Genomic DNA, 20,916 nt, shown 5'->3' with positions numbered 1-20,916 from the left:
TTACTTCCCACTCTTGCTTTGCTTGGTGAGCTCTTTGATGGTGCGGCTGATTTCACGGCGTTGCTTAGAAATCTCCGCGTTTTTGATGATGTGGTCATCGACGCGGTCTTCATAATCACCTTTCATGTTCTTGATGATTTCGACGATATCTTCGTACGACATTTCTGGTTGGATGTAATCCAACAAGTTTTCGAGTAAGACAACACGTTTTTGGTTGTCTCGGATTTTTTTGTCGTTGTCTTGGATTTCGCGTTTTAGCTTGTTCTTTTGTCGTGAGTGCTTAACGATCTCGTATACGCTGGTCATCATAGTCGCCTTCTATTTTTTGAAGTATGAAAAAATTAAACCACAAGCGCGGCAGCAAACCCAGCCTTTTTCCGCTTGAGGTGGGGAGTTTTTGGTCACTTGAGTCGCCGAGAGGGCGATAGAAGAGTCAGTATGAGCCTTGATACTGAGATACCCTGAGGCGAACACCTTTTCGACCATCCTACATCTCGATGAACTTGTTTGATGGTGGCAAAGATAACAGGCTGACATTGACAGTGTTATGACACATATCAATCCCAGCCATGGCCCGTCCGATGACCGTCAATAGTCGGTTGGGCTACCTTCTAACTTGACCGATGAACCCGATGTTTTCATCATGGCGCCGCGCAACATCGCTTGTACCAGCTCGGTGGCGTCAAACTTTGTGAGTGCTTCATGGGCGCCCACTTGTTTAGCACGATCAACGCTAATGTCACTGGACAATGAGGTATGCAGGATTAAGTATGCTTCTGCCAATTTATCATCATTACGGATTTCAAACGCCAGCTCGTAGCCATCGATGCCTGGCATTTCAATATCACTGACAATGATGTCAAATGGCTTGCCGGCTGATGCGGCGTTTTTCATCATTTGCAGCGCTTCTAGGCCGTTATTCGTCACAAAATAGGGGATGTTAATACTATCCAATGCCTCAGAAAGCTGTCTTCTGGCGGTTAAGGAGTCATCGACTAGCAGGATATTCATCGGCTTGAGTTTTTCACGATCCACATCGGCTAAGATAGGATGGAGCTTGTCGGGATCGGATGGGAAAATATGCTCCATGATGTATTCCACATCAAGGAGCTGCACGAGTTTATCGTCGATGTGCATAACACCGGTTAAGAACGCGCGCGTTCCTAAGGTTTCGGGCGGCTCAGAAATAGAGCGCCAATCACATTCGCTGATTTTATCGATTCCACGTACCAAAAAACCCATCACGCGGCGTTGGCAATCCGTGACGATGATATAACAAGACGCCCACTCGGACTTGGCAACAGGCTTGTAGCCAATAGCTTTCGCCATATCAATCACGGGGGTGGCGATGCCACGGAAACTGGTGGTCCCTATCACCGTTGGATGGGAGCCGGGCAAATCCGTGAGCGGCTGAAAAGGAATGATCTCCCGCACTTTTAGCGTACCAATCGCGAAAGATTGGGTGGCGGTGAGGCGGAACATCAACATGCCTTGTGCTTGATTAGCTTTGCTCTTCATAGCATCACTCTGCGTGTAATCGTCAATCGTTTAGTTATGGTAACAGCCTTAGCATTGTTCACCTATTCTTATACAAGGATAGGGTCTGATTCGGGAAAAGATACCTAATCCATCCGTATTGTCTCATATTTGAAACTTATTGATAGTCTCATTTAAACGTGGTGTCAGCCACGCTTTTTCCTCGCACCTTTTGTTAAAATGTGGGACTAAAACGGGTAAGCTGTAAGGCGAAAGGTATGCCTAATATGAGCAAATAGGTTGCCTGTCGCCATATCTTACCTAAAATAAGACTAGACTTTTTTTTGTCTCGGTGCCCAGAGCACAATAGAAAAGTCGTGAACAGCGGCACGTCGATAAGCAAATATACGTGTCCGGATACATGCGAATGAGCAGTAACACGACGGTTGAGTGAACTATGACCAATATTTTAGATTCGGTAGATTCGCGGACACGGCTGGTGGGTGAGAACCGCCTTGAGCTGTTAATGTTTTATCTAGGTTCTAGCCAACCTTTTGCCATCAACGTTTTTAAAGTCCGCGAAGTTATCAAGGTGCCTAAGCTCAACCAAATGCCGGGCTCGCATCCTAATATTCGTGGCGTGGCGATGATCCGAGGTAAATCGATCCCAGTGATTGACTTACGCCAGTCGATTGGTATGGGAACCATCGGGATGTCTGATGAGTGCAACGTCATCGTGACGGAATACAATCGCACTATTCAAGCCTTCTTGGTGGGTCAAGTGATTAATATCAAGAATATGGGCTGGGATGAAATCATGGAGCCGCCGGCAAGCTCAGGCCGTAATAACTACCTGACCGCGATTACTCGCCAAGACTTTGATGGACAAACTCGTTTGGTTGAGATTGTCGATGTAGAAAAAGTCTTGGCAGAAATTGTCGCCTATGAAGTTGGTGTGTCGGAAGATGTGCTTGATCCGCAAATTACGCCTTACATGGCTGGACAGCGTGTATTGGTCGTGGATGACTCATCGACGGCACGAGCGCAGGTTAGTGAAACACTGTCGCAGTTTGGCGTCGAGTGCATCATCAAGAAAAACGGTGCTGAAGCATTGAATTTGCTGAAGAGCTGGTGCGATGAAGGCAAAAATGTCAGTGACGAAATTTTGCTGATGATCACCGATGCAGAAATGCCAGAAATGGATGGCTACAAACTGACGCACGAAGTGCGTTCTGATAGCCGAATGAGTGACTTGTACATTGCACTAAATACCTCGTTGAGTGGCAGTTTTAACGAAGCAATGGTTGAGAAGGTAGGGTGTAATCGGTTTATCTCCAAATTCCAACCTGATCTTCTAGTGAATGTGGTACAGGAGCGCTTACGTCAGGTTGTGGCAAGTTAAATAGCCTTGGCGTCTGAGAATACATAAGCGGGCAGTGGCTCGCTTTTTTTGTATGACATTGTGAGGATCTGGCCACGACCATTATTCGTGGGTCGCTAAAACGCATACTAGATATGGTGTTGGTTGAACTACATTTAGCGTTCGGGGCATAAAGTTATCTACCGTATCTGTGGATAACCTCGTTAATTTCTTTGTAAGTAATGGTAACACGTCAGGTAAGAGCGGGAAGGAAACCTAATTTATACGGTTTGGCTAAAATTTAACCATATTGTTTTGAGCGGTGATAACGTTTCTAAACAGGATCTGCGTTTTTAAACAGAGCCTAAGTTTTTAAATAGAGCCTAAGTTTTCAAACAGAATCTTAGCAAATATGCGATACTCGCGAGGCGAAGCGCCTGTTTCGTTGAAAGATCTTGCTTGGTTGAAACATAGCGCGGTCGCGTAACAGGGTTGGCGCGGCATAAACAGGGTGGCGTTCACAGGAGAGTAGTCGTGATCACGGTAGACAAACATGAAGGGCTGTCAGTCAGGATAGCGGTGCTTAATGAAGAAGTGAGTGCGCAAGAGGTGGCATTCTACCTTTTCGTGCCTGGCGAACTGAAGTTTGGTAAACATGTGCTGTCTGAAGACGATTTTTACTACCGCGTGCTTGCTAATAGTCGTACTTATTTCACGTCCCGCTATCACTTACCGCTCGTTCATGCCCGTCTAGCCAGTCGCGATAAACTTCCTACTGAGCAATATCGCGTCAGCTTGAGTCTTTATGCCTATCAATACGCCTTGTCACTGGAAAAAGCGACGCATGACTTTTTTGAGTCCGTATCAGGGCTTGATGACGCTGATGCTCTTGAGCAGTTAGAAGATACCATTGAAATGGCGGTTGAAATTTTGCGTCGTTTACGCCGCTATAAACCGCAAGATACCAAACTGCTCAAGTACTATCATAACATTGATAATTACTTGTCATGGTTGACGGAACAGCGTTTCCTCTCGCTACTTGCGCATATGCCACGTGGGAACGTGTATAAAACGGTCCGTCAACAATTGATTGAGCTATGTCAGGCTGAAGAGGCGCATCGACTGGTTAATCGCTATAACTCGGATAAAGCGGTGCGCGATCCAACGCGTATGGTCAATAAGATGCGTTTAGCACGCCGATTGATTGAATTTCCTGTCACGATTCGACAAATTCCACAGGCTTTGGGCAAAAATCTGAATAAGCTTGCTAAGGCTTCAGCGACCGCGTTTGTGATGCTCTTTGTGACCACGGTGATTATTCATGCTCGTCAGTATCTGGGAGAAATCACGTTGTCTTTTGTGCTTGCAATGGCAGGGATCTATGCATTACGTGAGATCTTTAAAGATGATTTGCGTGAAGCGCTTTGGCGGTGGATCCGTAGAGGTCGCCCCAAATGGCGTAAGCGCTTTATTGATCCGACGTCGAATAGGCAAATTGGACGACAGCTTGAATGGCTTGATTACCTTGACTATAACACCTTACCTGATGAGGTGAAAAAGCTACGCCGTGGTAAATTGCGTCAGCGAGAAGAAGCGGTTGTACGACTTAAGGTAAAAACACAACTAGAAACGACCCGTTTTTTATCGGGATACGACACCACCAGAGATGTATGGAAATTTGACTTTCGCTCTTTTTCTCGGTTAATGGACCGCGGTAGCCAACGCTTGTATCGCCTTAATGAAGGACAAGTGCTAAAAGATTCGGTGGAAAAACGGCATCAATTTAATCTGATCAGCTGCCAACGGATTAAAGGTCAGTCAACCGTTTATCAGCGCTGGAAAATCACAGTAAATAGGTCAAAAGTTGTTGATATTGAAGAGGTTTTTGATTGATTACTTGGAAAGTAATACGTTCTTCTGGTTCAGGTAGTCAATACAAAATGCATAAAAGTCTATTGCTGATAGGGGTTTGGCGAAAAAATAACCCTGAAACTCATCGACCCCCATTTGCTGAAGGCTGGTTAACTGCTCCCTAGTTTCAACTCCCTCGGCGACCACATGGATACCAAGTTGGTGGGCCATGTGGCAAATGGTATCAACGAGCACTTGCTGTCGTGTTATATCTGCCATGCCAGTGACAAATGAGCGATCGACTTTGACTTTGTCGAAGCTTAAATGATTGAGCACTGCCATGGACGACCAGCCGGTTCCAAAGTCGTCAAGCGCGATACGGATCCCGACATCACGAAGCTGGTTCATCAAAAGACTGAATCGACCGATATCATCAATGGTCATTGTTTCTGTGACTTCAAAAATGAGTTGTTTGCGTTGTTCTGGGTGTTTGGCGAAAATCGTTATTACATCAGCAATTAAAGACTCATTGAAAAATGAATCGGAAAGGTTAACGGCGATATCAATATGCGTATTGATACTTTGCCATTCTGTATTGAGCGCGAGATGAACTTGTTGCAGTATCCACGTACCTAAGCGCTGCCCGAGCCCTGACTCTTCGGCGACATTTACGATAAGTTCCGGGTTAATTGGCCCGTACTCAGGATGATGCCAGCGAACTAAAGCCTCGCAACCTAATCGATTTGGATCCGCCGATACAATAGGCTGAAAAGCGACATAAAGTGCATCTTGGTATGGGTCTATCAAGTGGGCCTTTAATTCATCGCGGAGCCTACGACGTTGTTGCGCTTCTTGTTCATACTCCGTTTTAAAGGTGTCAATACTGTCTTTCGTGACAGGCGCTTGTTTGGCTCTCATTAAGGCAAGGTCAGCGTTATTAAGCAACTCATTGGCAAACTGCCAGTGACTGTTTCCTGAGTGGGTATCAACATCAAGACTTTTTGCGATACCTATTGCCAAGGACAATCGATGGCCTGGATAAATACTGTCAATAGCACGACGTAGTGAGTCACATAATGGTTGGGTGAAAAAGCTGAGATGACGACCATCCGAGTAAGCAAGCACTGCAAACTCATTGCTACTGACACGCGCACATGGATACCCATAAGGCAAACAAATGCTGTTTAACTGACTGGCAAGTTTTGTTAATGCCTTATCCCCTTGCTCATACCCCATCAAATCGTTGATGTCTTTAAAACGACGGATATCTATCAACAGTAAGGTATGTATACGGTTTTGCTGGACCGCTTTATACAGGCAGTCCAGAAGATAGTTTCGGTTGGGTAAGCCGGTGAGGCGATCCTGCCACGCCAATTCTTGTTGCTTGCTGCTATTGCGATACAGGCGAAACGCGAAAAAAATCAATACTAATGTGAGTATGAACATTGCAGCGTACATCACTTTGATTTTCTCATCGAGAAATGCGCGCTGTTCGATGGAGGCTGGACCCGTAAAGTTATTCACCATCAAGTTACGAATTTGGGGAAGCACAATGTCTATTTCATTGAGCAAATTTTGAAGCCGTTCTCGATCACCGTTTAACACAGCCTGCTCATGCCGTTGAATGAGTCGAAAAGCGCGCTCCACAATAGGTTGGGCATTGAAAGCGCGTCGCATTGCCGCTGTTTCTTGACTACTTAAAAATGTATCGTACCGACTCCATAAGATGTCATAGGTAAGAAGCAGTGATCGTCTTGGGCTTGAATCCTCGACAAGATAGAGTGCCAAGTCATTTCGAAACTCGAGGGTCTCTAATTCCATTTGGGCAAGTGCCCAGGCAGACAGCTGGGTATGAAGTGTTTGTTTCGTATAAGCTTGATGAAATTGATAAAGCGCCGTCGCGGTCAAGAGTAGAGCCGTGAAGACAAACATAACAAAAGCAATAAGAGGGCGCTTTACCATTCGACTTTGTACCTCATCAACTCTCTATCTCAAGTGGTGTTATCGGCTGTTTTTCGCCGCATTGTGCTTTTTAATATAGGCGCTGGACGCTACTCTTTTAACACTTCAACACGATTGACTTGCCATGCCATTCGGCTGTGTAGTACTTCATTTTCAAGTTGGCTAAAGGCCGAGAGTGGATAGATAACCCAAATGGGACCTTTGTCTCGAACCCGCATCCAGTCGCCATTCTTTTTAATCGCGAAGATGGGATTATATTTTTTGATATCGTCTCTCGGAATTGTCGCCCAATAATCATTCAGCGCATAGGCTTTGAGGCTATGTGCGGGCTTATTCACCGTTTCTAACAGTTTTTGGGCAGAGACACCAAGAAAAACCTGTTCTCCTTCGGTCCATGGCGTTTGTGTTTTGATCGTGCGATCCGCCAGCTGAATGAGTTGTTCACGGGTTAGCGTTTGTTTTGCTACGTCACCGGATATCTTCAGCATTGGCGTAGCTTCAACACGTGATGCTAGCAATGCCAAGAATACTGTCGCTATCAAAAGAAAGTGTGTGCTGCGCTTTTTATGCGACTGTGTCGTTGCACTCTCGATGGTTACCATGTTGTTCCTTCCTTGTGCTGTTATTTTTTAAACCTAGCTTGAGCGGGTAACTTCCTCAAGAAAGTACGGATAAATCGCTAACATGCCCTCAGTTATTATATAGAACGTAATAGAATATAATTCTGTTAAAGTTTTTATTTGTGCGGGTATTATCATGTCATTATGTTTTATAGTCGTGATAATGACTTATATTTGCCATTTTGACGATTTTTTATACCAATAAAGAGCTCTGACATGAGAAATCCTCATTTTTCTACCCTTGCTGTTCATGGTGGTGATCAAACCGACAAAGGTCACCATGCGGCTTTTACTCCGATTTATACCGCCAGTAGCTTTATTCAGCCCGATCTGAGCCATCAAGCAGACTTTGGCTACTCCCGTGTTGGCAATCCAACACGATATGCTTACGAGAGTGCGTTGGCGGCGCTCGAGCAAGGCTGTTATGCGACCGCGACGGCCTCGGGGATGGCTGCGACAGCCTTGGCCTTAGAACTGCTACCCGCAGGCGCGCACATTATTGCGATGCGTGGTGTGTATGGGGGTACACATCGCTTGTTCGACAAACTCCGCGCCCGCAATAACGGACTCAGTGTCGATTATGTTGATCTCAATGACTTGGACGCCGTGGCGGCAGCCGTCAAACCAAGTACTGCCATGGTTTGGATTGAAACTCCGACGAATCCCTTGTTAGAACTGGTTGATATTGCTGCGATTTGCCAGTTTGCCCGCGAGCATGCCTTATTAACCTGTGTGGATAACACCTTTGCGACCGCCTGGAACCAAACGCCACTGAGCTTGGGGGCGGATATTGTGATGTTGTCGACCAGCAAATACATTGGTGGGCATTCTGACATGATTGGCGGCGCGCTGGTCACCGCAGATGAAACCTTGGCGAAAAAAATTGATTTTGCCAAAACCACGGTCGGCGCAATTGCCTCGCCATTTGATGCTTATCTCGCGTTACGCGGATTAAAAACGCTCGATCTGCGTATGCAGCGTCAATGCGATAATGCGCTAAACGTTGCGACCGCGCTGGAAAACCACCCTGCCATTGAAGCGGTTTTCTATCCGGGCTTACCGTCACACCCGCAACATGCGCTTTGTCAGACGCAAATGCGCTCAGGGGGAGCAGTCGTCACCATTCAGTTAAAAGGCACGCGGGTCGAAAGCGAGCGATTTTTAAGCCGCTTACGTTACTTTATCTTGGCGGAATCGCTGGGTGGTGTGGAAAGTATGATTAACCATTCAGCGTCCATGTCTCACGGCTCCATGAGTGAAGAGGAACGCGAGGCGATGGGGGTTTTCGATACCACCTTCCGGCTCTCGGTCGGCATTGAAGACAGTCGTGACTTGATTGATGATCTCCTGTATGCGCTCGATCAGGAGGCATCATGACCGATTATGGCGTCTGGACGGTGGTGACGCCCCTGGTCACGATTGTGCTTGCGGTGGTCACGCGTCAGGTCATTTTGTCGCTACTGACAGGGGCGATGGTGGGTTATACCGTGATCGCCAATTTCAATCCATTCGCTGGCGTCGCCAAGGCACTGGATAGTTATATTGGTGTGTTTGCCAGTGCGGGAAACACGCGCACCATCTTGTTTTGTTTTATGGTGGGTGGATTAATTCGTCTTATCCAAGTCACTGGTGGCACGCGGGCCGTGATTCATGCGCTCACCGAGCGTGCTCAATTGGTGAAAAATCCGATTGCGGTGCAGTTGCTCGCGATGGTCACCACCATGCTGATTTTTATTGAAAGCTCCATTTCCATTATGTCAGCGGGGACGGTGAGTCGTGATTTAGCCGATCACTATCGCGTCTCTCGCGAGAAGCTCGCCTATGTGATCCAGTCATCCTGCGTCGCGACCTGCTCTAGTGTGATGATCAATGGTTGGGGTGCCGCGATGATGGCGATTATCGGCGTGCAAGTCAGCAAAGGTTATGTTGAAGGGGAGCCCTTCAACATTCTATTGCACGCTATTCCTTACAACTTAATGGCGTGGCTCTCCTTGCTAGCAGTGCTGTTTTATGTGCTCACTGGGGCGAGTTGGGGGCCAATGGCGAAAGCTGACCAACGTGCAGCAGCCGGGCAAGTACTGCGTGAGGGCGCCTTTCCTATTGCTGGCGATCATCAGCGCGATGATGAGCCGCTAGGCAAAGTGAGCTATTTTGTTCTGCCGTTACTGAGCACCATTTTAATGGTGCCGGTGGGCCTGTTTATCACCGGTAATGGCGATATTGCCTCTGGGTCTGGCTCGACTGCTGTTTTTTGGGCGGTGATGGGAGGGACTGCGGTCGCGATGGCTTTCTTTATCGGCACGCGTGTCTTGTCGTTAGATGCCTTTTTCCGCCACCTGTTAGCCGGATACGCCAATATGATGCCTCTGGGGGCAATTATGTCGCTGGCATTTTTAATGGGGGATTTATCGGCAGACTTACATACGGGACACTACATCACTCAGGTGATTGATGGCATTTTGCCTGCGGGATTATCAGCCGCTTTTGTCTTTGTGATTGCCGCTATCATGTCACTGGCGACCGGGACCTCGTGGGGCACGTTTGCAATCATGATCCCGATAGGTATTCAGGTTGGCGCTGCGGCAGGCATTGACCCGCACTTGATGATTGGCGCATCGATATCTGGGGCGATTTTTGGCGATATGACGTCACCAATCAGTGATACCGGCATTGTTGCGTCGATGGCAACAGGCAATGATCACGTTGATCATATCCGTACGCAATTTCCTTACGTTATGGTCGTGGGAGCTGTCAGCACAGTGGCATTTGCGGTCTTAGGGAGTATTTAAAGAGAGACTCCCCAAGCGATGGCGCGGGCGGTTGAATAACCTCAATGCAAGCGTTGTTACTGCATTGAGGCGTAAAGGCAAGCAGGGGCGTTGTTACCAAAAAAGCCCCCTCTAAACGATTGGCTAGATCTTGTTGATGATTGGTGCTGTTTGCTGATTTAAATACGCGATAATGTCATCCGATTCGTACATCCAACGCGTGTCTCCAGCATCATCTTCGATACGCAAACAGGGCACTTTAATACGGCCACCACCTTGCTCAAGCGCTTGCCGTGCGGCCAGATCACGTTTGGCATCTTTAACCGCCAAAGGTAGCCCCAGTTTGCGACTCGCCTGACGAACTTTGACACAAAACGGGCATGCAGCAAATTGATAGAGCGTGAATTGTTCTGACAACCGCTCAAGTGCTTGTGTTTGTTCTGCACTTAACTTGGGAGACTTAGGTTTGGTTAAGGCCTCGACAACGAGAATAATTTTTCCAAGGATCCAACGAATAACGCCCATATAACCTCCATGCGTTCAATAAAGCCAGAGTGTAACACGCCAAACACGTTTGCTCATCGTTAACATATTGTTTCTGTATGGAAATAAAGTGTTTCCACCTGAGTACAGAATCGCGTTGTGCCTCTCGATCGCGCTGTTAGACTATGCATGCGACAACCTCACGATAAAAAGCAAACGATTACGAGTACCCTATGATACTGCAAGCTATTGACTTCCAAGCACCGAATGCGGAGCAAGCATTTGTTGAATCTTTACGTGAAACAGGCTTTGGCGTTCTTAAAAACCACCCGCTACAACAGCAGCGAGTCGCTGATATTTACCAAGAGTGGGAAGGCTTTTTTAACACCGAGGAAAAGCACGATTTCACCTTTAAGTCAGACACGCAAGATGGCTTTTTCCCCGCTAAAATTGCGGAAACGGCGAAAGGCCATACCAAGCGTGATCTAAAGGAGTTCTTTCATTATTACCCTTGGGGGCAGTGTCCTGAAGCACGACGAGATAACCTGCAATCTTATTATCAACAAGCGACCAGTTTAGCTGAAACCTTGTTGTCTTGGGTTGAGCGTCAATCGCCTGTCAGCGTCAGTGAGCACTACTCACAATCACTGTCGAGTATGATTGCGGGGAGTGAACAGACGTTACTGCGCGTATTACATTATCCGCCGTTAAACGGTGATGAAGAGCTAGGTGCAATCCGGGCCGCCGCGCATGAGGATATTAACTTGCTCACTATCCTTCCGGCGGCGAATGAGCCGGGCCTGCAGGTGAAAGCCAAAGATGGTAGTTGGTTGGATGTACCGTGTGATTTTGGCAATTTGATTGTCAATATTGGTGATATGCTGCAAGAGGCATCGGGCGGCTATTTCCCATCAACCACCCATCGCGTGATAAACCCTGAGGGGGCGGATAAAACTAAAGCACGTATTTCCTTACCACTGTTTTTGCATCCCAAACCAGAAGTGGTGTTGTCTTCTCGCCACACTGCGAAAAGCTACTTAATGGAACGTCTGCGTGAGCTGGGCGTGATCTAGTGTCTGTCCTTTATCCTTGCCAAGGGGGGTCTGCCTTGGCAAGGATGATTTACCTGGTCAGCAAGTGTGCTTCTCTTTCTACTGCAAGGCGTCTTCAATGCGCTGTGCCGTTTTTTCGTCGACCCACTGATGCCATTCAGTGCGATAGCGGCGTAGAAATTCGTCAGCGGCTATTTCACCGTCCGCTTGGTAGGTATCCATCCAAGCCAGCATGTCACTCATCACTTGGTTATCGTATTCACGGCGATTGATATAGTTAAATGCTGCTGGCGCTTGCTCGGCAAAGGATGCAGTGGTCAAAGAGTGTACGGGAGAGACCGGAAATGCAGTGACCTTAGGTGATTGGCAATCTGCCTGGGTGATGCATTGTTTGTAGTGTTCCAGATCGACATCAGCGCCTAAGTCGACCTCAACCATTTCATATTTTCCCATCACAGGCGTCGGCGCCCAATAATAGCCAAACCAAGGGTTTTGTCGCTCGTTAGCACGTGCGATGGTGCCGGCCAATCCAGCGGCGGAGCCTGGATCGACAATTTCAAAGCCGGCTTTGTCGAGCTCAAGGGCGTTAAAAATATGTTCAGCGGAGATTTGACACGTCCATCCCGCGGGGCAACCCATGAATGCTGCTTTATCGGGATCTTCAGGATGCGGGAAAAGATCTCGCTGGGCTTTAATGCCCTCAATCGTTGCTAGCTCAGGGTGTTTATCAACCATGTATTTGGGGACCCAAAAGCCTTCGTTGCCGCCTTGTGAGAACGCGTCACCGGCATAGCGGAGCCGCCCCTCATTGACGCCTTTATCTAACATTGCTTTATGAGAGTTGGTCCAAAACTCTGGCGCAATATCAGGTTCGCCTTTTTCTGTCATTGAGACACCAGTAGGCATGGTATCGCCTGGAACCAAAGACGCATTACATCCGTAACCATGTTCCAAGATAAACTGATCGACATGTGCCATTAAAGTGGCTGAATTCCAATTCATATCAGCAATGGAAACATCGCCGCAAGCCTTGTTTTCATTGGCTTGCGCTGTGGTGGCGCAAACGAATAGGATGCTAACCAGCAGCCGATTTGGTGTCGTTATCATGGCGTGTCCTTGCTTGGTAAGTGCTTTAAGTGTCGAAAAAGTAACATGAGGTAAGAGCGCGATCTATACTCAGGGCAACCGATCTTGATGAAAATACTGAAATTCATATTAACGGAAGCTAACGATCGTCATTATGTCAAGAAAAGAGCAACTCAATGCGATAGAAAAAAACAAGAAGTCATCGCTGTTAGCTGTCACTCAAGCGGTACTGAAGTTGGGGGGGAATCTTGGTGCGTGTTCATATTCAGACACCGACTAAAGTTGAGTTTGACCGACACCACTGCAAGTCAAGATATGGGTATCAGTGGTGTTATAACGAACTGCCGTTTGATGGGCGGTCGCTATCATTGTGGGTTTCAATTTGATGAACGCTCTAAGTCACGAAGCGCGTGGTTAATCACCAATATAGATTACGATGGTGAGCAATATCGTCTATCGATGCCTCACAATGATGGCGAGCTGACGTCCAGTCTTTCCTAGCGCCTATCTACCACTGAGATAACGGTCTACGACTGAGGTAATGGTGTGACCCGCAATACACTGCCATTTCTTCTATCAGTGAGGATGAGTAAACTGCCGTCACGTGCCTGTATTACGTCGCGAATGCGGCCAAACTCGCCATCAAGCATCCGCTCCTCATGAATCACTTTGCCATCTTCCAATACTAGCCTGACTAATAGCCCAAATTTTAAAGAGCCAAGCAGCAGGTTGCCTTGCCACATTGGGAAGCGATCACTGTCAACCATGATCATGCCTGACGGTGCAATTGACGGATCCCAATAATAAACCGGTTGGCGCATCCCTGGTTTTGATGTCCCCTCTCCGATTTGTGTGCCCAGTCCATAGTTAACGCCATATGTTATAGTCGGCCAGCCATAGTTTTCACCGGCGAGGATAACGTTGAGTTCATCGCCACCTTGGGGACCGTGCTCATGTGCCCAAATACGTGTGCCTGTGTTATCGAGGGCGATGCCTTGGATATTTCGGTGCCCGAAGCTAAACACCTCCGCACGTTTGTCATCCGCCTGTAGGAAGGGATTACTCTTCGGCACTGTACCATCAAGATTAAGACGCACGAGCGTGCCCAGATGATCGTCGGCAAATTGCGCGCGATCGCGGTGGCCACGATCGCCGAGCGTGATATATAGGTGCTCAGAAGTGACCAATAAACGACTGCCAAAATGGCGCCCGCCACTGCGTTTGGGAGAGGCTTTAAAAATAACACGACTGTCAATCAGTACATCTTTAGACAGTGTGGCCATTATAACCTCAGTACCGGCTTGTCCTCGCTCGTCGACGGCGGCATAGGAAAGATATAAACGCTGGTTGGTCGCAAAATCAGGTGCCAAGGCGATATCTAATAGTCCCCCTTGCCCCTCTTGAAACACGTTTTTTGGGGTGCCTAAAATGGAGACGACCAGCCCATTGGGTGTCAGCCGTTTAAGCTTGCCGTCACGCTCGGTAATCAGTAGATCGCCATCCGGAAGCTCAGTGATCCCCCATGGATGAGAAAAGCCGGATTTCAGTGTTTCAACACGAAGGCTCACCGCCTCCGTGTTGATGGTTTTTGCCTCTGCAGCCCCTATTGTCCCAAGAAACAGAACGACCAAGCACAGTGAATGCGACAAACGCATTGCTCACCTCCCATTAATGTGTGCGTAGTTTTTCGTACAAGCGGTCTTTGAGGTGCGCGCGCTGTCGTTTCATGGCAGTAAAGATGTCGTCGCTGGTGGGGATTTGGTTCATCTCTAAACCACGAATATGGTGATCGAGTTGATGATAGCGTTGCGCATCGAGCTGAAACGCGGGGTCATATTGCTTAAGGTGGTGGATACGATCGCGATGCTCCGGGAAATCAAAAACGAGTGCGTGGTTTTCTCCTTGCATACAGCCTCCTGTTATCGGCCTGCCTTTTATAAGGTTAGGCCTGCTTACCGCGATTATCCAAATTTCATCGATGATAATCACGGTGATGTAGTAGGCGAGCTGTCTAGGTCTTTGTCTTTTCGGGAAAAGAGACGCGTTGACCATCGGTCTTCAGAAGGCTAATGGTGCGTGGAGAGCCATCTTCATTCAAGGTGACCAATCCTACGGCGCTGGCATTGACGAGACGCTTCGGGCCTGGCGTATCAGGGTCGCGCCGATCAATGCGCATACGCTTGCGTTTAGTGAGCCAATTCAGTGGAGACAGTGGGCTGAATAAAACGCGATCGCACCACTCGCAAAAGCTCAGAAGTGGCTCGGGGAAGCGGTTTTTGAAACCACTGGCAGTTATTTGCCACAAACGCGGACTATGGGTGCGAAATCGGATTCGAATATCATAAGCAAACGAGTAATGCACATCCCCAGATAAAATCACGTAATTGGTGGGCGTACGTTGATGACGAAAAATACTGAGTAGCGTATTGGCACTCCCTGGGTGGGCCATCCAGTTTTCGGCATCGACGACAGTCGGCGCGCCTAGCCAGGTCGCAATTCGCTGTAATACCTCGATAAATTTAACGCCAAACATGGGAGCGGCAGAGACGATCACCGCGCTATCATGCCTTAACAGATCATGTTGAAAATCCATCAGTGCTTCCCAGTCCATCAGGCCCGACGGTTTATTCATTCGTGACTCGGATCGCCAGCGACGAGTGCGTGTATCTAACACAACAAGATGTGGCGTGGTTGGTACCGTGTAATGCCAGTGCTCAAAGCGCAGACATTGCTCCACCATAGCCTGGTGCGTCTCTGTTTGTGTGTCCAGGTCGCAAACACTGATGGGCTGATAGGCGCTTTGGCGGGCGGTAGTGAGAAAGTCTTGGCCAAAGTTATCGGGCGCATTGCCCCAACCTTGGCACAACCAGTAAGCCATCAGACCATTGCCGATAATGCGACGAGAAAAGGGATTGAGATACGCGGCCTGCTCCCAACCGACGGTGATGTTCCAATCATCCGTGATGTCATGGTCATCAAAGATCATATAGGTTGATAGATGTGCGAATAGTCGCTGCACACCGGTTAAACCGGAACGAAACGCATTGAGTGCGAGTGTTTCTTGTTGATAGCGTTCGCGTTGACTGTCGGTAAGTTGACTGGGGGGATGAAGATGAGGTCCGTCTGTTAGCGTCCAAGAAACGGGAGCCCAAACCAGCAAATACATGGCGACGTGTTCTGCAAAGCTTATCAAGTGATTGGAGACGGTTTTGGAGGTAAAAATAGGCTGTGGTTGACCAAACAGTCTCTCTAAACGGCCGCCCTTTTCCGCGCGCTGGCTAGGGAGGAGCTTGCCACGTTGAACATAGCTGTCAGGATGTGTATCCAAGGCACGGCAGTCGACAATAGGCGCGGCCTCGAAATACTCATTTTTAAGACCTAATACGGCAATTAACCGGCGAATACGCTGCAGCATCGGCGTGGCGACGTCATCTGCGTAGATTTGATCCCCACTCATAATCAACATATTGGGCCATTGTATCATCGGGGTCGTGGCCAAATGTTGGTCGAGAGTGACGAGGGCATCATCGCAGCGATGGTGAGGATGTCGGCATGAGCCATGTGCGATGTGGGTGGCTTTTGAGGGAATACAAAAAGAGGGCGCTTGCTCGTTGTCATACAAGATATCCGGTTGGATGTCCGCCATTCCCCTGTGGTTGATCTGTATATCGTATGACAACGGGAGATCGACGGGAAACCCATGAGCCGACCGGAGATGATGAAGCACGACCCACGCACGCTCGCCAAGACGAAACCAATGTCCGGCTGACAATGGCATGGATGCTAATATCTGGTTGTGCTGATAAACTGACACGGTGCCATCTTCGGGCTTTTGTGTTAGCACTGACCATAACGTCACTTCATGCTGTGTCGTACGCCGTAGCATGGGGCCGGCAATAAAGAGTGGGAGCGATGCGTCTTTATCCAATGTCTCTGGGTCCTCGAAATCAGCTTGGGCTACTGGGTTGTATATTTGCACTTTTACCTACGTGAGTGCAAAGAAGATAGTTTAATCGTCTGATTTGTTGCCTTTTTAGCCATTCGAGCCGAGTGTGTGGGGATTTATTGAAAAAAGGGTTGCACCGAGATAATGGATTGCCTATTATCTCGCTCGTTGTCGAGAAGACGATTCCCCCATAGTTCAGTTGGTAGAACGGCGGACTGTTAATCCGTATGTCACTGGTTCGAGTCCAGTTGGGGGAGCCAAATTTAGAGAAAGCGCTAGTCGAAAGACTGGCGCTTTTTTTTGGCGTTTTTTTTTGGCGTTTTTTGGATTTTGTCACGTATTGTCAAACGCCACGCTAGGTAGCGTGGCGTTTGCACTTTCTGCCATTAATTTTGCGTTATGTATAGATTACGGGTGTACCGCAATTTATTCGGGTTCTCAACGTTATAACCGCCGACTTTAGGGCTTTTAATCACACTACGTGTGTAGAAGTACAGCGGAATGGCTGGCATGTCGCGAGCAAAAATACGCTCGGCTTCTTGATAGTAATCGTTGCGTTTTTCCGGGTCGACGACCGTCAAAGCCTGATCCAGCGCGTGATCATAATCTTTATTCCCCCAACTGGTTTTATTCATACCGTCACTACTGAAATAGCTCAAGAACGTCGATGCTTCGTTATAGTCACCAATCCAACCGTCTCGGGCGACATCAAAATCTTTTTGCAGCACTTTTTGTAAAAAGGTTTTCCACTCTTGATTGGCCAAGTTGACCTTGACAGGAAGGTGACGCTTCCACATAGACGTCACGGCTAACGCCAGTTTTTTGTGTGACTCCATGGTGTTATAGACTAGCTCAAACTCCAGTGGATTGTCTTGCGTAAACCCGGCTTCCGCCAATAAGGATTTGGCTTTTTGATAGCGCGCATCCTGACTCATTTCCGCCCATTCAAGCTTGGGTGCCTCAAAGTGGTTAATCGCTGGTGGGGTAGCGCCATACGCAGGAATTTGGCCTTGGCCGAGAATAATATCGGTGATGATGTTTCTATCAATGGCATAAGATAAGGCTTTGCGCACTCTGACATCGTCAAAAGGGGCCTTTTCGGTATTAAATAAGTAATAATAGGTTGCCAAAGACGGCATGGTGATCAATTCATTAGGGCGTTCTTTTTTGATTTGATCATACGCTTCCAAAGGGAAGCTCGAGGTGATATCGATCTCGCCGGTACGATAACGGTTATATTCAGCATTGACATTACTTGATGCAACATACGAAGTCTTATTAATCACTGTTTCTTTGTCGTTCCAATAAAGCGGATTTCGCTCAAGATCAATGCGCTCATTAATGACCCAGTTAGTGAGATTGTAGGCACCCGAGTTCACCATATTGTTGGGGCGAGTCCAGCTGTCACCAAACGCTTCAAGCGCATGCTGTGGTACTGGATACGTTGATGAGTGAGTCAGCATATTGGGGAAGTAAGGCGTACGACGTTCCAGGGTAAACTCAACCGTGTGATCGTCAATGGCTTTAACTCCGAGTTGCTCTGCTGGCTTTTCGCCGTCAGTGATCGCTTTTGCGTTCTGAATATTGGCGGTCCCTAAATACCAAGCGTAAGGCGCACCTGTAACAGGATCGACGACGCGTCGTAAGGTAAAGATAACGTCGTCGGCCGTTATAGGCTCACCGTCTGACCATTTCGCATCACGTAGATGAAACGTATATTTAAGTCCATCGTCACTGATTTCCCAGTCTTTCGCCAGGCCGGGCACAACCTCGCCTTCTGGATTGCGAATCATTAACCCTTCAAATAAATCAGAGATAATTTTATTGCTGGCGGTATCGCTGGATTTGGTTGGGTCTAGTGTTGGTACTTCACCGGCGACGCCCCAAATGAGGGTCTGTTCATTAGCGAGGGTGACATTCTCTGGCACTTGGGCGGCAAACGCTGAACTGCATAATGCTAACGCCATGGCACTGGCGAGTATCTTGATTTTCATAAGCCTTCCTTGGTTGAGTGTTTTGTTAATAAATCTTAACAATCAATAGATTAACCCTAATTGCTGATGAAATAAAACCTAGATGAAAGAAATATGATGTGCGTTGTTGACAGCAATAAAAGGTGACACCTCGCGAGCAGCATTAAACAGGGGTTTAAGCGATTAAAGCAGCATGATCGTTGGTCTTCCCGGTGTTTGTATGGCTAAGTTGTCATGCTTTTAGCATAGAAACACGATGACTTGCTAAGCTCGTTGGATTATGCGAGCCTCAAACATTCATCTTAAATCAAATAAAATCAAGGCAAGGAACTGCTTTTGACTGTTACAAGGAGAGTAAAATGAAAGTGTACGGACATCCGCTGTCAATAAATGTTCAGAAAGTGATGTGGTTGATTGAGGAGCTGGATTTAAGTATTGCGCTAGAAGAAGTCGATATTCGTCTTAGCCATCGTGACGCACAAGCCATCGCTGAGCGTTGTCCGATGCAACAAACCCCCGTTTTAGAAGACGGCCCGAATAGCGTGTGGGAGTCACATACCATATTGCGCTACCTCGTTGCTTGTTATGGTAACAAAATGTGGTATCCGGATTGTGCGTTTCAACGATCATGTTATGAACGCTGGATGGACTGGTGTCTCTCCTCATTCCAACCCGTCATTAAAGTGGCGCTATTCTCTTCAGCCTCTGACCACCCACATGCTATGTCTTCACAAGCTATGTCTTCACAAGCTATGTCTTCACAAGCTATGTCATCACGAGAAAAGGCGCTAGAGCAGTGTCGTTATCATCTGGAACGAATCGATGAGGTACTGGCGGAGCAAAAATATCTCGCATCAGATCGCATAACATTGGCTGATATTGCGATAGGAAGTTTGATCCATAGCTTGCATAATGAGGCGTCTTTAACCTTGCCACCTAATATCTCTCGCTGGTATCAGCAGTTAGCTGATTTGCCAGGCTATCAGCGTTGGATCATGCAAGCAGAGTCGACTCTGCCTGCATAATACAAGCCTTAACACTGTCTTTGTTACAGTGTTTTTAGGGGGCCGACCACGCATAACGCATTCTGGTAGCCGGGTTGCTGCTCAACTTGCGTCAGATAGCGAAAAATGTTGGCGTGATGTTCGGTATGAAGCTGTGGGCGCGCTGCCAACAATGGAAAACTCATTTGAATATCGGCCGCTGTGATTTGGTCCCCACAGAGCCATTGATGATGCGCTAAATGATTATCTATCATAGCGAAATGGTCGTGTAACTGCGGCGCCAGGAACTGCTGCTTCACACCATCCATCAGTTTTCGGGCTAGGGGCCGAATAAAAAATGGCATGGGAGATTCTGGAATTTTACTGAATATCAGAGACATCACCAATGGTGGCATCAGAGAGCCTTCGGCATAATGCATCCAGTATCGATAGAGGCTCTTCTCTGTTTTTGTTTCAGGTATTAAGCTGCCATCCCCGTATGTATCTAACAAATATTCAATAATTGCGCCAGATTCCGCAATCACAATGTCCCCGTCTTCGATCACGGGCGCTTTCCCCAAGCTGTGTATTTGTTTCAACTCACGCGGTGCGAGTTTGGTTTTTGGGTCACGCTGGTGGCGAACCAACTGATATGGAACCGCCAAAGACTCCAATAACCAAACAATACGCTGAGACCGCGATTGCTCTAAATGATGTAAAGTAATCATATCGGACCGTTTTAGACTGTAATTTAAAAACTAGGCTCGGGATAACGTACGACTCTCATGCTGATTCGATCAATAATGGTTGGCAGATCATTGGGTAAGAGCGGGAAGGACTTGTCCTTCGATACGAAGATCCGGACTGATTTCTTGAATATTTGTACCGCGAATATACAGATTGCCGCCGATATAGATATCGTCAGGAATAGCGTTTATCGGTGAGTTCGTGAGGTATAAATTGCCTTCAACAAATAGACGCTGAGGGAGCGCTGTCAATGGCGTATTGACCAGGCTTAAATCGCCTCGCACCACGAGGTTAGGGGGCAGACGCGTTATTTGTGTATTGGTCAGGTTAATATAGCCACCGACTTTCATCCTCGGTAGCTGCTTCAAAGCGGTATTGGCCGCGTTAAAATACCCGCCCACCTCTAATCCGCGAGGTAGCCGTACAATATCACTGGCTTCAATATCCAGGTACCCTTTTGTTTTGAACCCTGCAGGGAGTGCTGTAATCGGCGCAAACCGCAGTTTTACGTTACCGTAATTATCTATGTAGCCGTGGAAGCGAAGGTCTTGTACAAACTGGCTAGCGGGCTCATTCATTGCCAATGTCGGATAGACAACTATCATTGGA

General features: G+C 47.7%; 19 protein-coding genes and 1 tRNA gene. 8 read left to right on the top strand and 12 right to left on the bottom strand.

What is annotated here, in order from left to right; translation table 11 throughout:
• Positions 1–306 carry a DUF496 family protein gene (locus tag BZG75_RS02925; protein ID WP_077460870.1) on the bottom strand — a complete coding sequence of 102 codons (306 nt, stop codon included), beginning with the start codon at positions 304–306 and terminating at the stop codon, positions 1–3.
• Positions 307–588: 282 nt separating this feature from the next.
• Entirely contained in the window at positions 589–1,518 is a 930-nt protein-coding gene (locus BZG75_RS02920; RefSeq protein ID WP_025744876.1) for a chemotaxis protein CheV, read from the bottom strand.
• 415 nt (positions 1,519–1,933) lie between these two features.
• Between BZG75_RS02920 and BZG75_RS02915 the strand changes: the two genes are divergently transcribed.
• The gene (locus BZG75_RS02915; protein ID WP_077460871.1) at positions 1,934–2,878 is read left to right on the top strand and encodes a chemotaxis protein CheV; all 945 of its coding nucleotides are present in this window, start codon (positions 1,934–1,936) and stop codon (positions 2,876–2,878) included.
• A 492-nt stretch (positions 2,879–3,370) separates the two neighbouring features.
• On the top strand, positions 3,371–4,729 hold the full coding sequence (locus BZG75_RS02910) for a hypothetical protein (protein WP_077576138.1): 1,359 nt from the start codon (positions 3,371–3,373) through the stop codon (positions 4,727–4,729).
• Here BZG75_RS02910 and BZG75_RS02905 read toward each other — a convergent pair whose 3' ends face one another.
• Positions 4,730–6,649 carry a putative bifunctional diguanylate cyclase/phosphodiesterase gene (locus tag BZG75_RS02905; RefSeq protein WP_077460872.1) on the bottom strand — a complete coding sequence of 640 codons (1,920 nt, stop codon included), beginning with the start codon at positions 6,647–6,649 and terminating at the stop codon, positions 4,730–4,732.
• An 89-nt stretch (positions 6,650–6,738) separates the two neighbouring features.
• Positions 6,739–7,251, bottom strand: a complete 513-nt coding sequence (locus tag BZG75_RS02900) for a hypothetical protein (RefSeq protein WP_077460873.1) — start codon at positions 7,249–7,251, stop codon at positions 6,739–6,741.
• Positions 7,252–7,485: 234 nt separating this feature from the next.
• On the opposite strand from BZG75_RS02900, the gene BZG75_RS02895 reads away from it, so the two are divergent.
• Together BZG75_RS02895 and BZG75_RS02890 are read left to right on the top strand one after the other, a co-directional pair.
• Positions 7,486–8,646, top strand: a complete 1,161-nt coding sequence (locus BZG75_RS02895) for a trans-sulfuration enzyme family protein (RefSeq protein ID WP_077460874.1) — start codon at positions 7,486–7,488, stop codon at positions 8,644–8,646.
• Complete coding sequence (locus tag BZG75_RS02890; protein ID WP_025744878.1) at positions 8,643–10,058, top strand: Na+/H+ antiporter NhaC family protein; 1,416 nt, start codon at positions 8,643–8,645, stop codon at positions 10,056–10,058. The genes BZG75_RS02895 and BZG75_RS02890 overlap by 4 nt, the downstream gene beginning before the upstream one ends.
• Positions 10,059–10,181: 123 nt before the next feature.
• On the opposite strand, the gene BZG75_RS02885 is transcribed toward BZG75_RS02890, so the two are convergent.
• A complete protein-coding gene (locus tag BZG75_RS02885) occupies positions 10,182–10,562 on the bottom strand; it encodes a glutaredoxin family protein (protein ID WP_077460875.1) in 381 nt (126 codons plus the stop codon).
• A 191-nt stretch (positions 10,563–10,753) separates the two neighbouring features.
• Between BZG75_RS02885 and BZG75_RS02880 the strand changes: the two genes are divergently transcribed.
• On the top strand, positions 10,754–11,593 hold the full coding sequence (locus BZG75_RS02880) for a 2OG-Fe(II) oxygenase family protein (RefSeq protein WP_077460876.1): 840 nt from the start codon (positions 10,754–10,756) through the stop codon (positions 11,591–11,593).
• Positions 11,594–11,671: 78 nt separating this feature from the next.
• Here BZG75_RS02880 and BZG75_RS02875 read toward each other — a convergent pair whose 3' ends face one another.
• Entirely contained in the window at positions 11,672–12,679 is a 1,008-nt protein-coding gene (locus BZG75_RS02875) for a glycine betaine ABC transporter substrate-binding protein (RefSeq protein WP_077460877.1), read from the bottom strand.
• A gap of 133 nt (positions 12,680–12,812) precedes the next feature.
• Between BZG75_RS02875 and BZG75_RS15605 the strand changes: the two genes are divergently transcribed.
• Complete coding sequence (locus BZG75_RS15605; RefSeq protein WP_274532548.1) at positions 12,813–12,938, top strand: hypothetical protein; 126 nt, start codon at positions 12,813–12,815, stop codon at positions 12,936–12,938.
• Positions 12,939–13,185: 247 nt separating this feature from the next.
• Here BZG75_RS15605 and BZG75_RS02870 read toward each other — a convergent pair whose 3' ends face one another.
• From BZG75_RS02870 to BZG75_RS02860, 3 genes are all read right to left on the bottom strand, one after another.
• On the bottom strand, positions 13,186–14,313 hold the full coding sequence (locus tag BZG75_RS02870) for a PQQ-dependent sugar dehydrogenase (protein WP_077576137.1): 1,128 nt from the start codon (positions 14,311–14,313) through the stop codon (positions 13,186–13,188).
• A 13-nt stretch (positions 14,314–14,326) separates the two neighbouring features.
• A complete protein-coding gene (locus tag BZG75_RS02865; RefSeq protein ID WP_025744348.1) occupies positions 14,327–14,566 on the bottom strand; it encodes a YdcH family protein in 240 nt (79 codons plus the stop codon).
• A gap of 103 nt (positions 14,567–14,669) precedes the next feature.
• Complete coding sequence (locus BZG75_RS02860) at positions 14,670–16,544, bottom strand: alkaline phosphatase D family protein (protein ID WP_077576173.1); 1,875 nt, start codon at positions 16,542–16,544, stop codon at positions 14,670–14,672.
• A 244-nt stretch (positions 16,545–16,788) separates the two neighbouring features.
• Between BZG75_RS02860 and BZG75_RS02855 the strand changes: the two genes are divergently transcribed.
• Positions 16,789–16,864 (top strand) — tRNA-Asn (locus BZG75_RS02855).
• Between the two features lie 126 nt (positions 16,865–16,990).
• Here BZG75_RS02855 and BZG75_RS02850 read toward each other — a convergent pair.
• The gene (locus BZG75_RS02850; RefSeq protein ID WP_077576135.1) at positions 16,991–18,598 is read right to left on the bottom strand and encodes a peptide ABC transporter substrate-binding protein; all 1,608 of its coding nucleotides are present in this window, start codon (positions 18,596–18,598) and stop codon (positions 16,991–16,993) included.
• 338 nt (positions 18,599–18,936) lie between these two features.
• On the opposite strand from BZG75_RS02850, the gene BZG75_RS02845 reads away from it, so the two are divergent.
• Complete coding sequence (locus BZG75_RS02845) at positions 18,937–19,602, top strand: glutathione S-transferase family protein (RefSeq protein WP_077576133.1); 666 nt, start codon at positions 18,937–18,939, stop codon at positions 19,600–19,602.
• Between the two features lie 23 nt (positions 19,603–19,625).
• On the opposite strand, the gene BZG75_RS02840 is transcribed toward BZG75_RS02845, so the two are convergent.
• Both BZG75_RS02840 and BZG75_RS02835 read right to left on the bottom strand, forming a co-directional pair.
• Positions 19,626–20,288, bottom strand: a complete 663-nt coding sequence (locus BZG75_RS02840) for a glutathione S-transferase (RefSeq protein ID WP_077576132.1) — start codon at positions 20,286–20,288, stop codon at positions 19,626–19,628.
• 87 nt (positions 20,289–20,375) lie between these two features.
• Positions 20,376–20,912 carry a hypothetical protein gene (locus tag BZG75_RS02835; RefSeq protein WP_077460883.1) on the bottom strand — a complete coding sequence of 179 codons (537 nt, stop codon included), beginning with the start codon at positions 20,910–20,912 and terminating at the stop codon, positions 20,376–20,378.
• Positions 20,913–20,916 lie beyond the last annotated feature (4 nt).

Source organism: Salinivibrio sp. AR640 (genome assembly GCF_001995405.1).
In the GTDB taxonomy this organism is placed as follows: domain Bacteria; phylum Pseudomonadota; class Gammaproteobacteria; order Enterobacterales; family Vibrionaceae; genus Salinivibrio; species Salinivibrio costicola.
Note: the sequence above shows the minus strand (reverse complement) of the source record. Positions and strands in the feature narration are given on the sequence as shown.

Excerpts from the sequence above, each read along its gene's own strand:
- BZG75_RS02925 (WP_077460870.1), bottom strand. The coding sequence starts at position 306 with ATGACCAGCGTATACGAGATCGTTAAGCACTCACGACAAAAGAACAAG.
- BZG75_RS02920 (WP_025744876.1), bottom strand. The coding sequence starts at position 1,518 with ATGAAGAGCAAAGCTAATCAAGCACAAGGCATGTTGATGTTCCGCCTC.
- BZG75_RS02915 (WP_077460871.1), top strand. The coding sequence starts at position 1,934 with ATGACCAATATTTTAGATTCGGTAGATTCGCGGACACGGCTGGTGGGT.
- BZG75_RS02905 (WP_077460872.1), bottom strand. The coding sequence starts at position 6,649 with ATGGTAAAGCGCCCTCTTATTGCTTTTGTTATGTTTGTCTTCACGGCT.
- BZG75_RS02900 (WP_077460873.1), bottom strand. The coding sequence starts at position 7,251 with ATGGTAACCATCGAGAGTGCAACGACACAGTCGCATAAAAAGCGCAGC.
- BZG75_RS02895 (WP_077460874.1), top strand. The coding sequence starts at position 7,486 with ATGAGAAATCCTCATTTTTCTACCCTTGCTGTTCATGGTGGTGATCAA.
- BZG75_RS02890 (WP_025744878.1), top strand. The coding sequence starts at position 8,643 with ATGACCGATTATGGCGTCTGGACGGTGGTGACGCCCCTGGTCACGATT.
- BZG75_RS02885 (WP_077460875.1), bottom strand. The coding sequence starts at position 10,562 with ATGGGCGTTATTCGTTGGATCCTTGGAAAAATTATTCTCGTTGTCGAG.
- BZG75_RS02880 (WP_077460876.1), top strand. The coding sequence starts at position 10,754 with ATGATACTGCAAGCTATTGACTTCCAAGCACCGAATGCGGAGCAAGCA.
- BZG75_RS02875 (WP_077460877.1), bottom strand. The coding sequence starts at position 12,679 with ATGATAACGACACCAAATCGGCTGCTGGTTAGCATCCTATTCGTTTGC.
- BZG75_RS15605 (WP_274532548.1), top strand. The coding sequence starts at position 12,813 with ATGTCAAGAAAAGAGCAACTCAATGCGATAGAAAAAAACAAGAAGTCA.
- BZG75_RS02870 (WP_077576137.1), bottom strand. The coding sequence starts at position 14,313 with ATGCGTTTGTCGCATTCACTGTGCTTGGTCGTTCTGTTTCTTGGGACA.
- BZG75_RS02865 (WP_025744348.1), bottom strand. The coding sequence starts at position 14,566 with ATGCAAGGAGAAAACCACGCACTCGTTTTTGATTTCCCGGAGCATCGC.
- BZG75_RS02860 (WP_077576173.1), bottom strand. The coding sequence starts at position 16,544 with ATGCTACGGCGTACGACACAGCATGAAGTGACGTTATGGTCAGTGCTA.
- BZG75_RS02850 (WP_077576135.1), bottom strand. The coding sequence starts at position 18,598 with ATGAAAATCAAGATACTCGCCAGTGCCATGGCGTTAGCATTATGCAGT.
- BZG75_RS02845 (WP_077576133.1), top strand. The coding sequence starts at position 18,937 with ATGAAAGTGTACGGACATCCGCTGTCAATAAATGTTCAGAAAGTGATG.
- BZG75_RS02840 (WP_077576132.1), bottom strand. The coding sequence starts at position 20,288 with ATGATTACTTTACATCATTTAGAGCAATCGCGGTCTCAGCGTATTGTT.
- BZG75_RS02835 (WP_077460883.1), bottom strand. The coding sequence starts at position 20,912 with ATGATAGTTGTCTATCCGACATTGGCAATGAATGAGCCCGCTAGCCAG.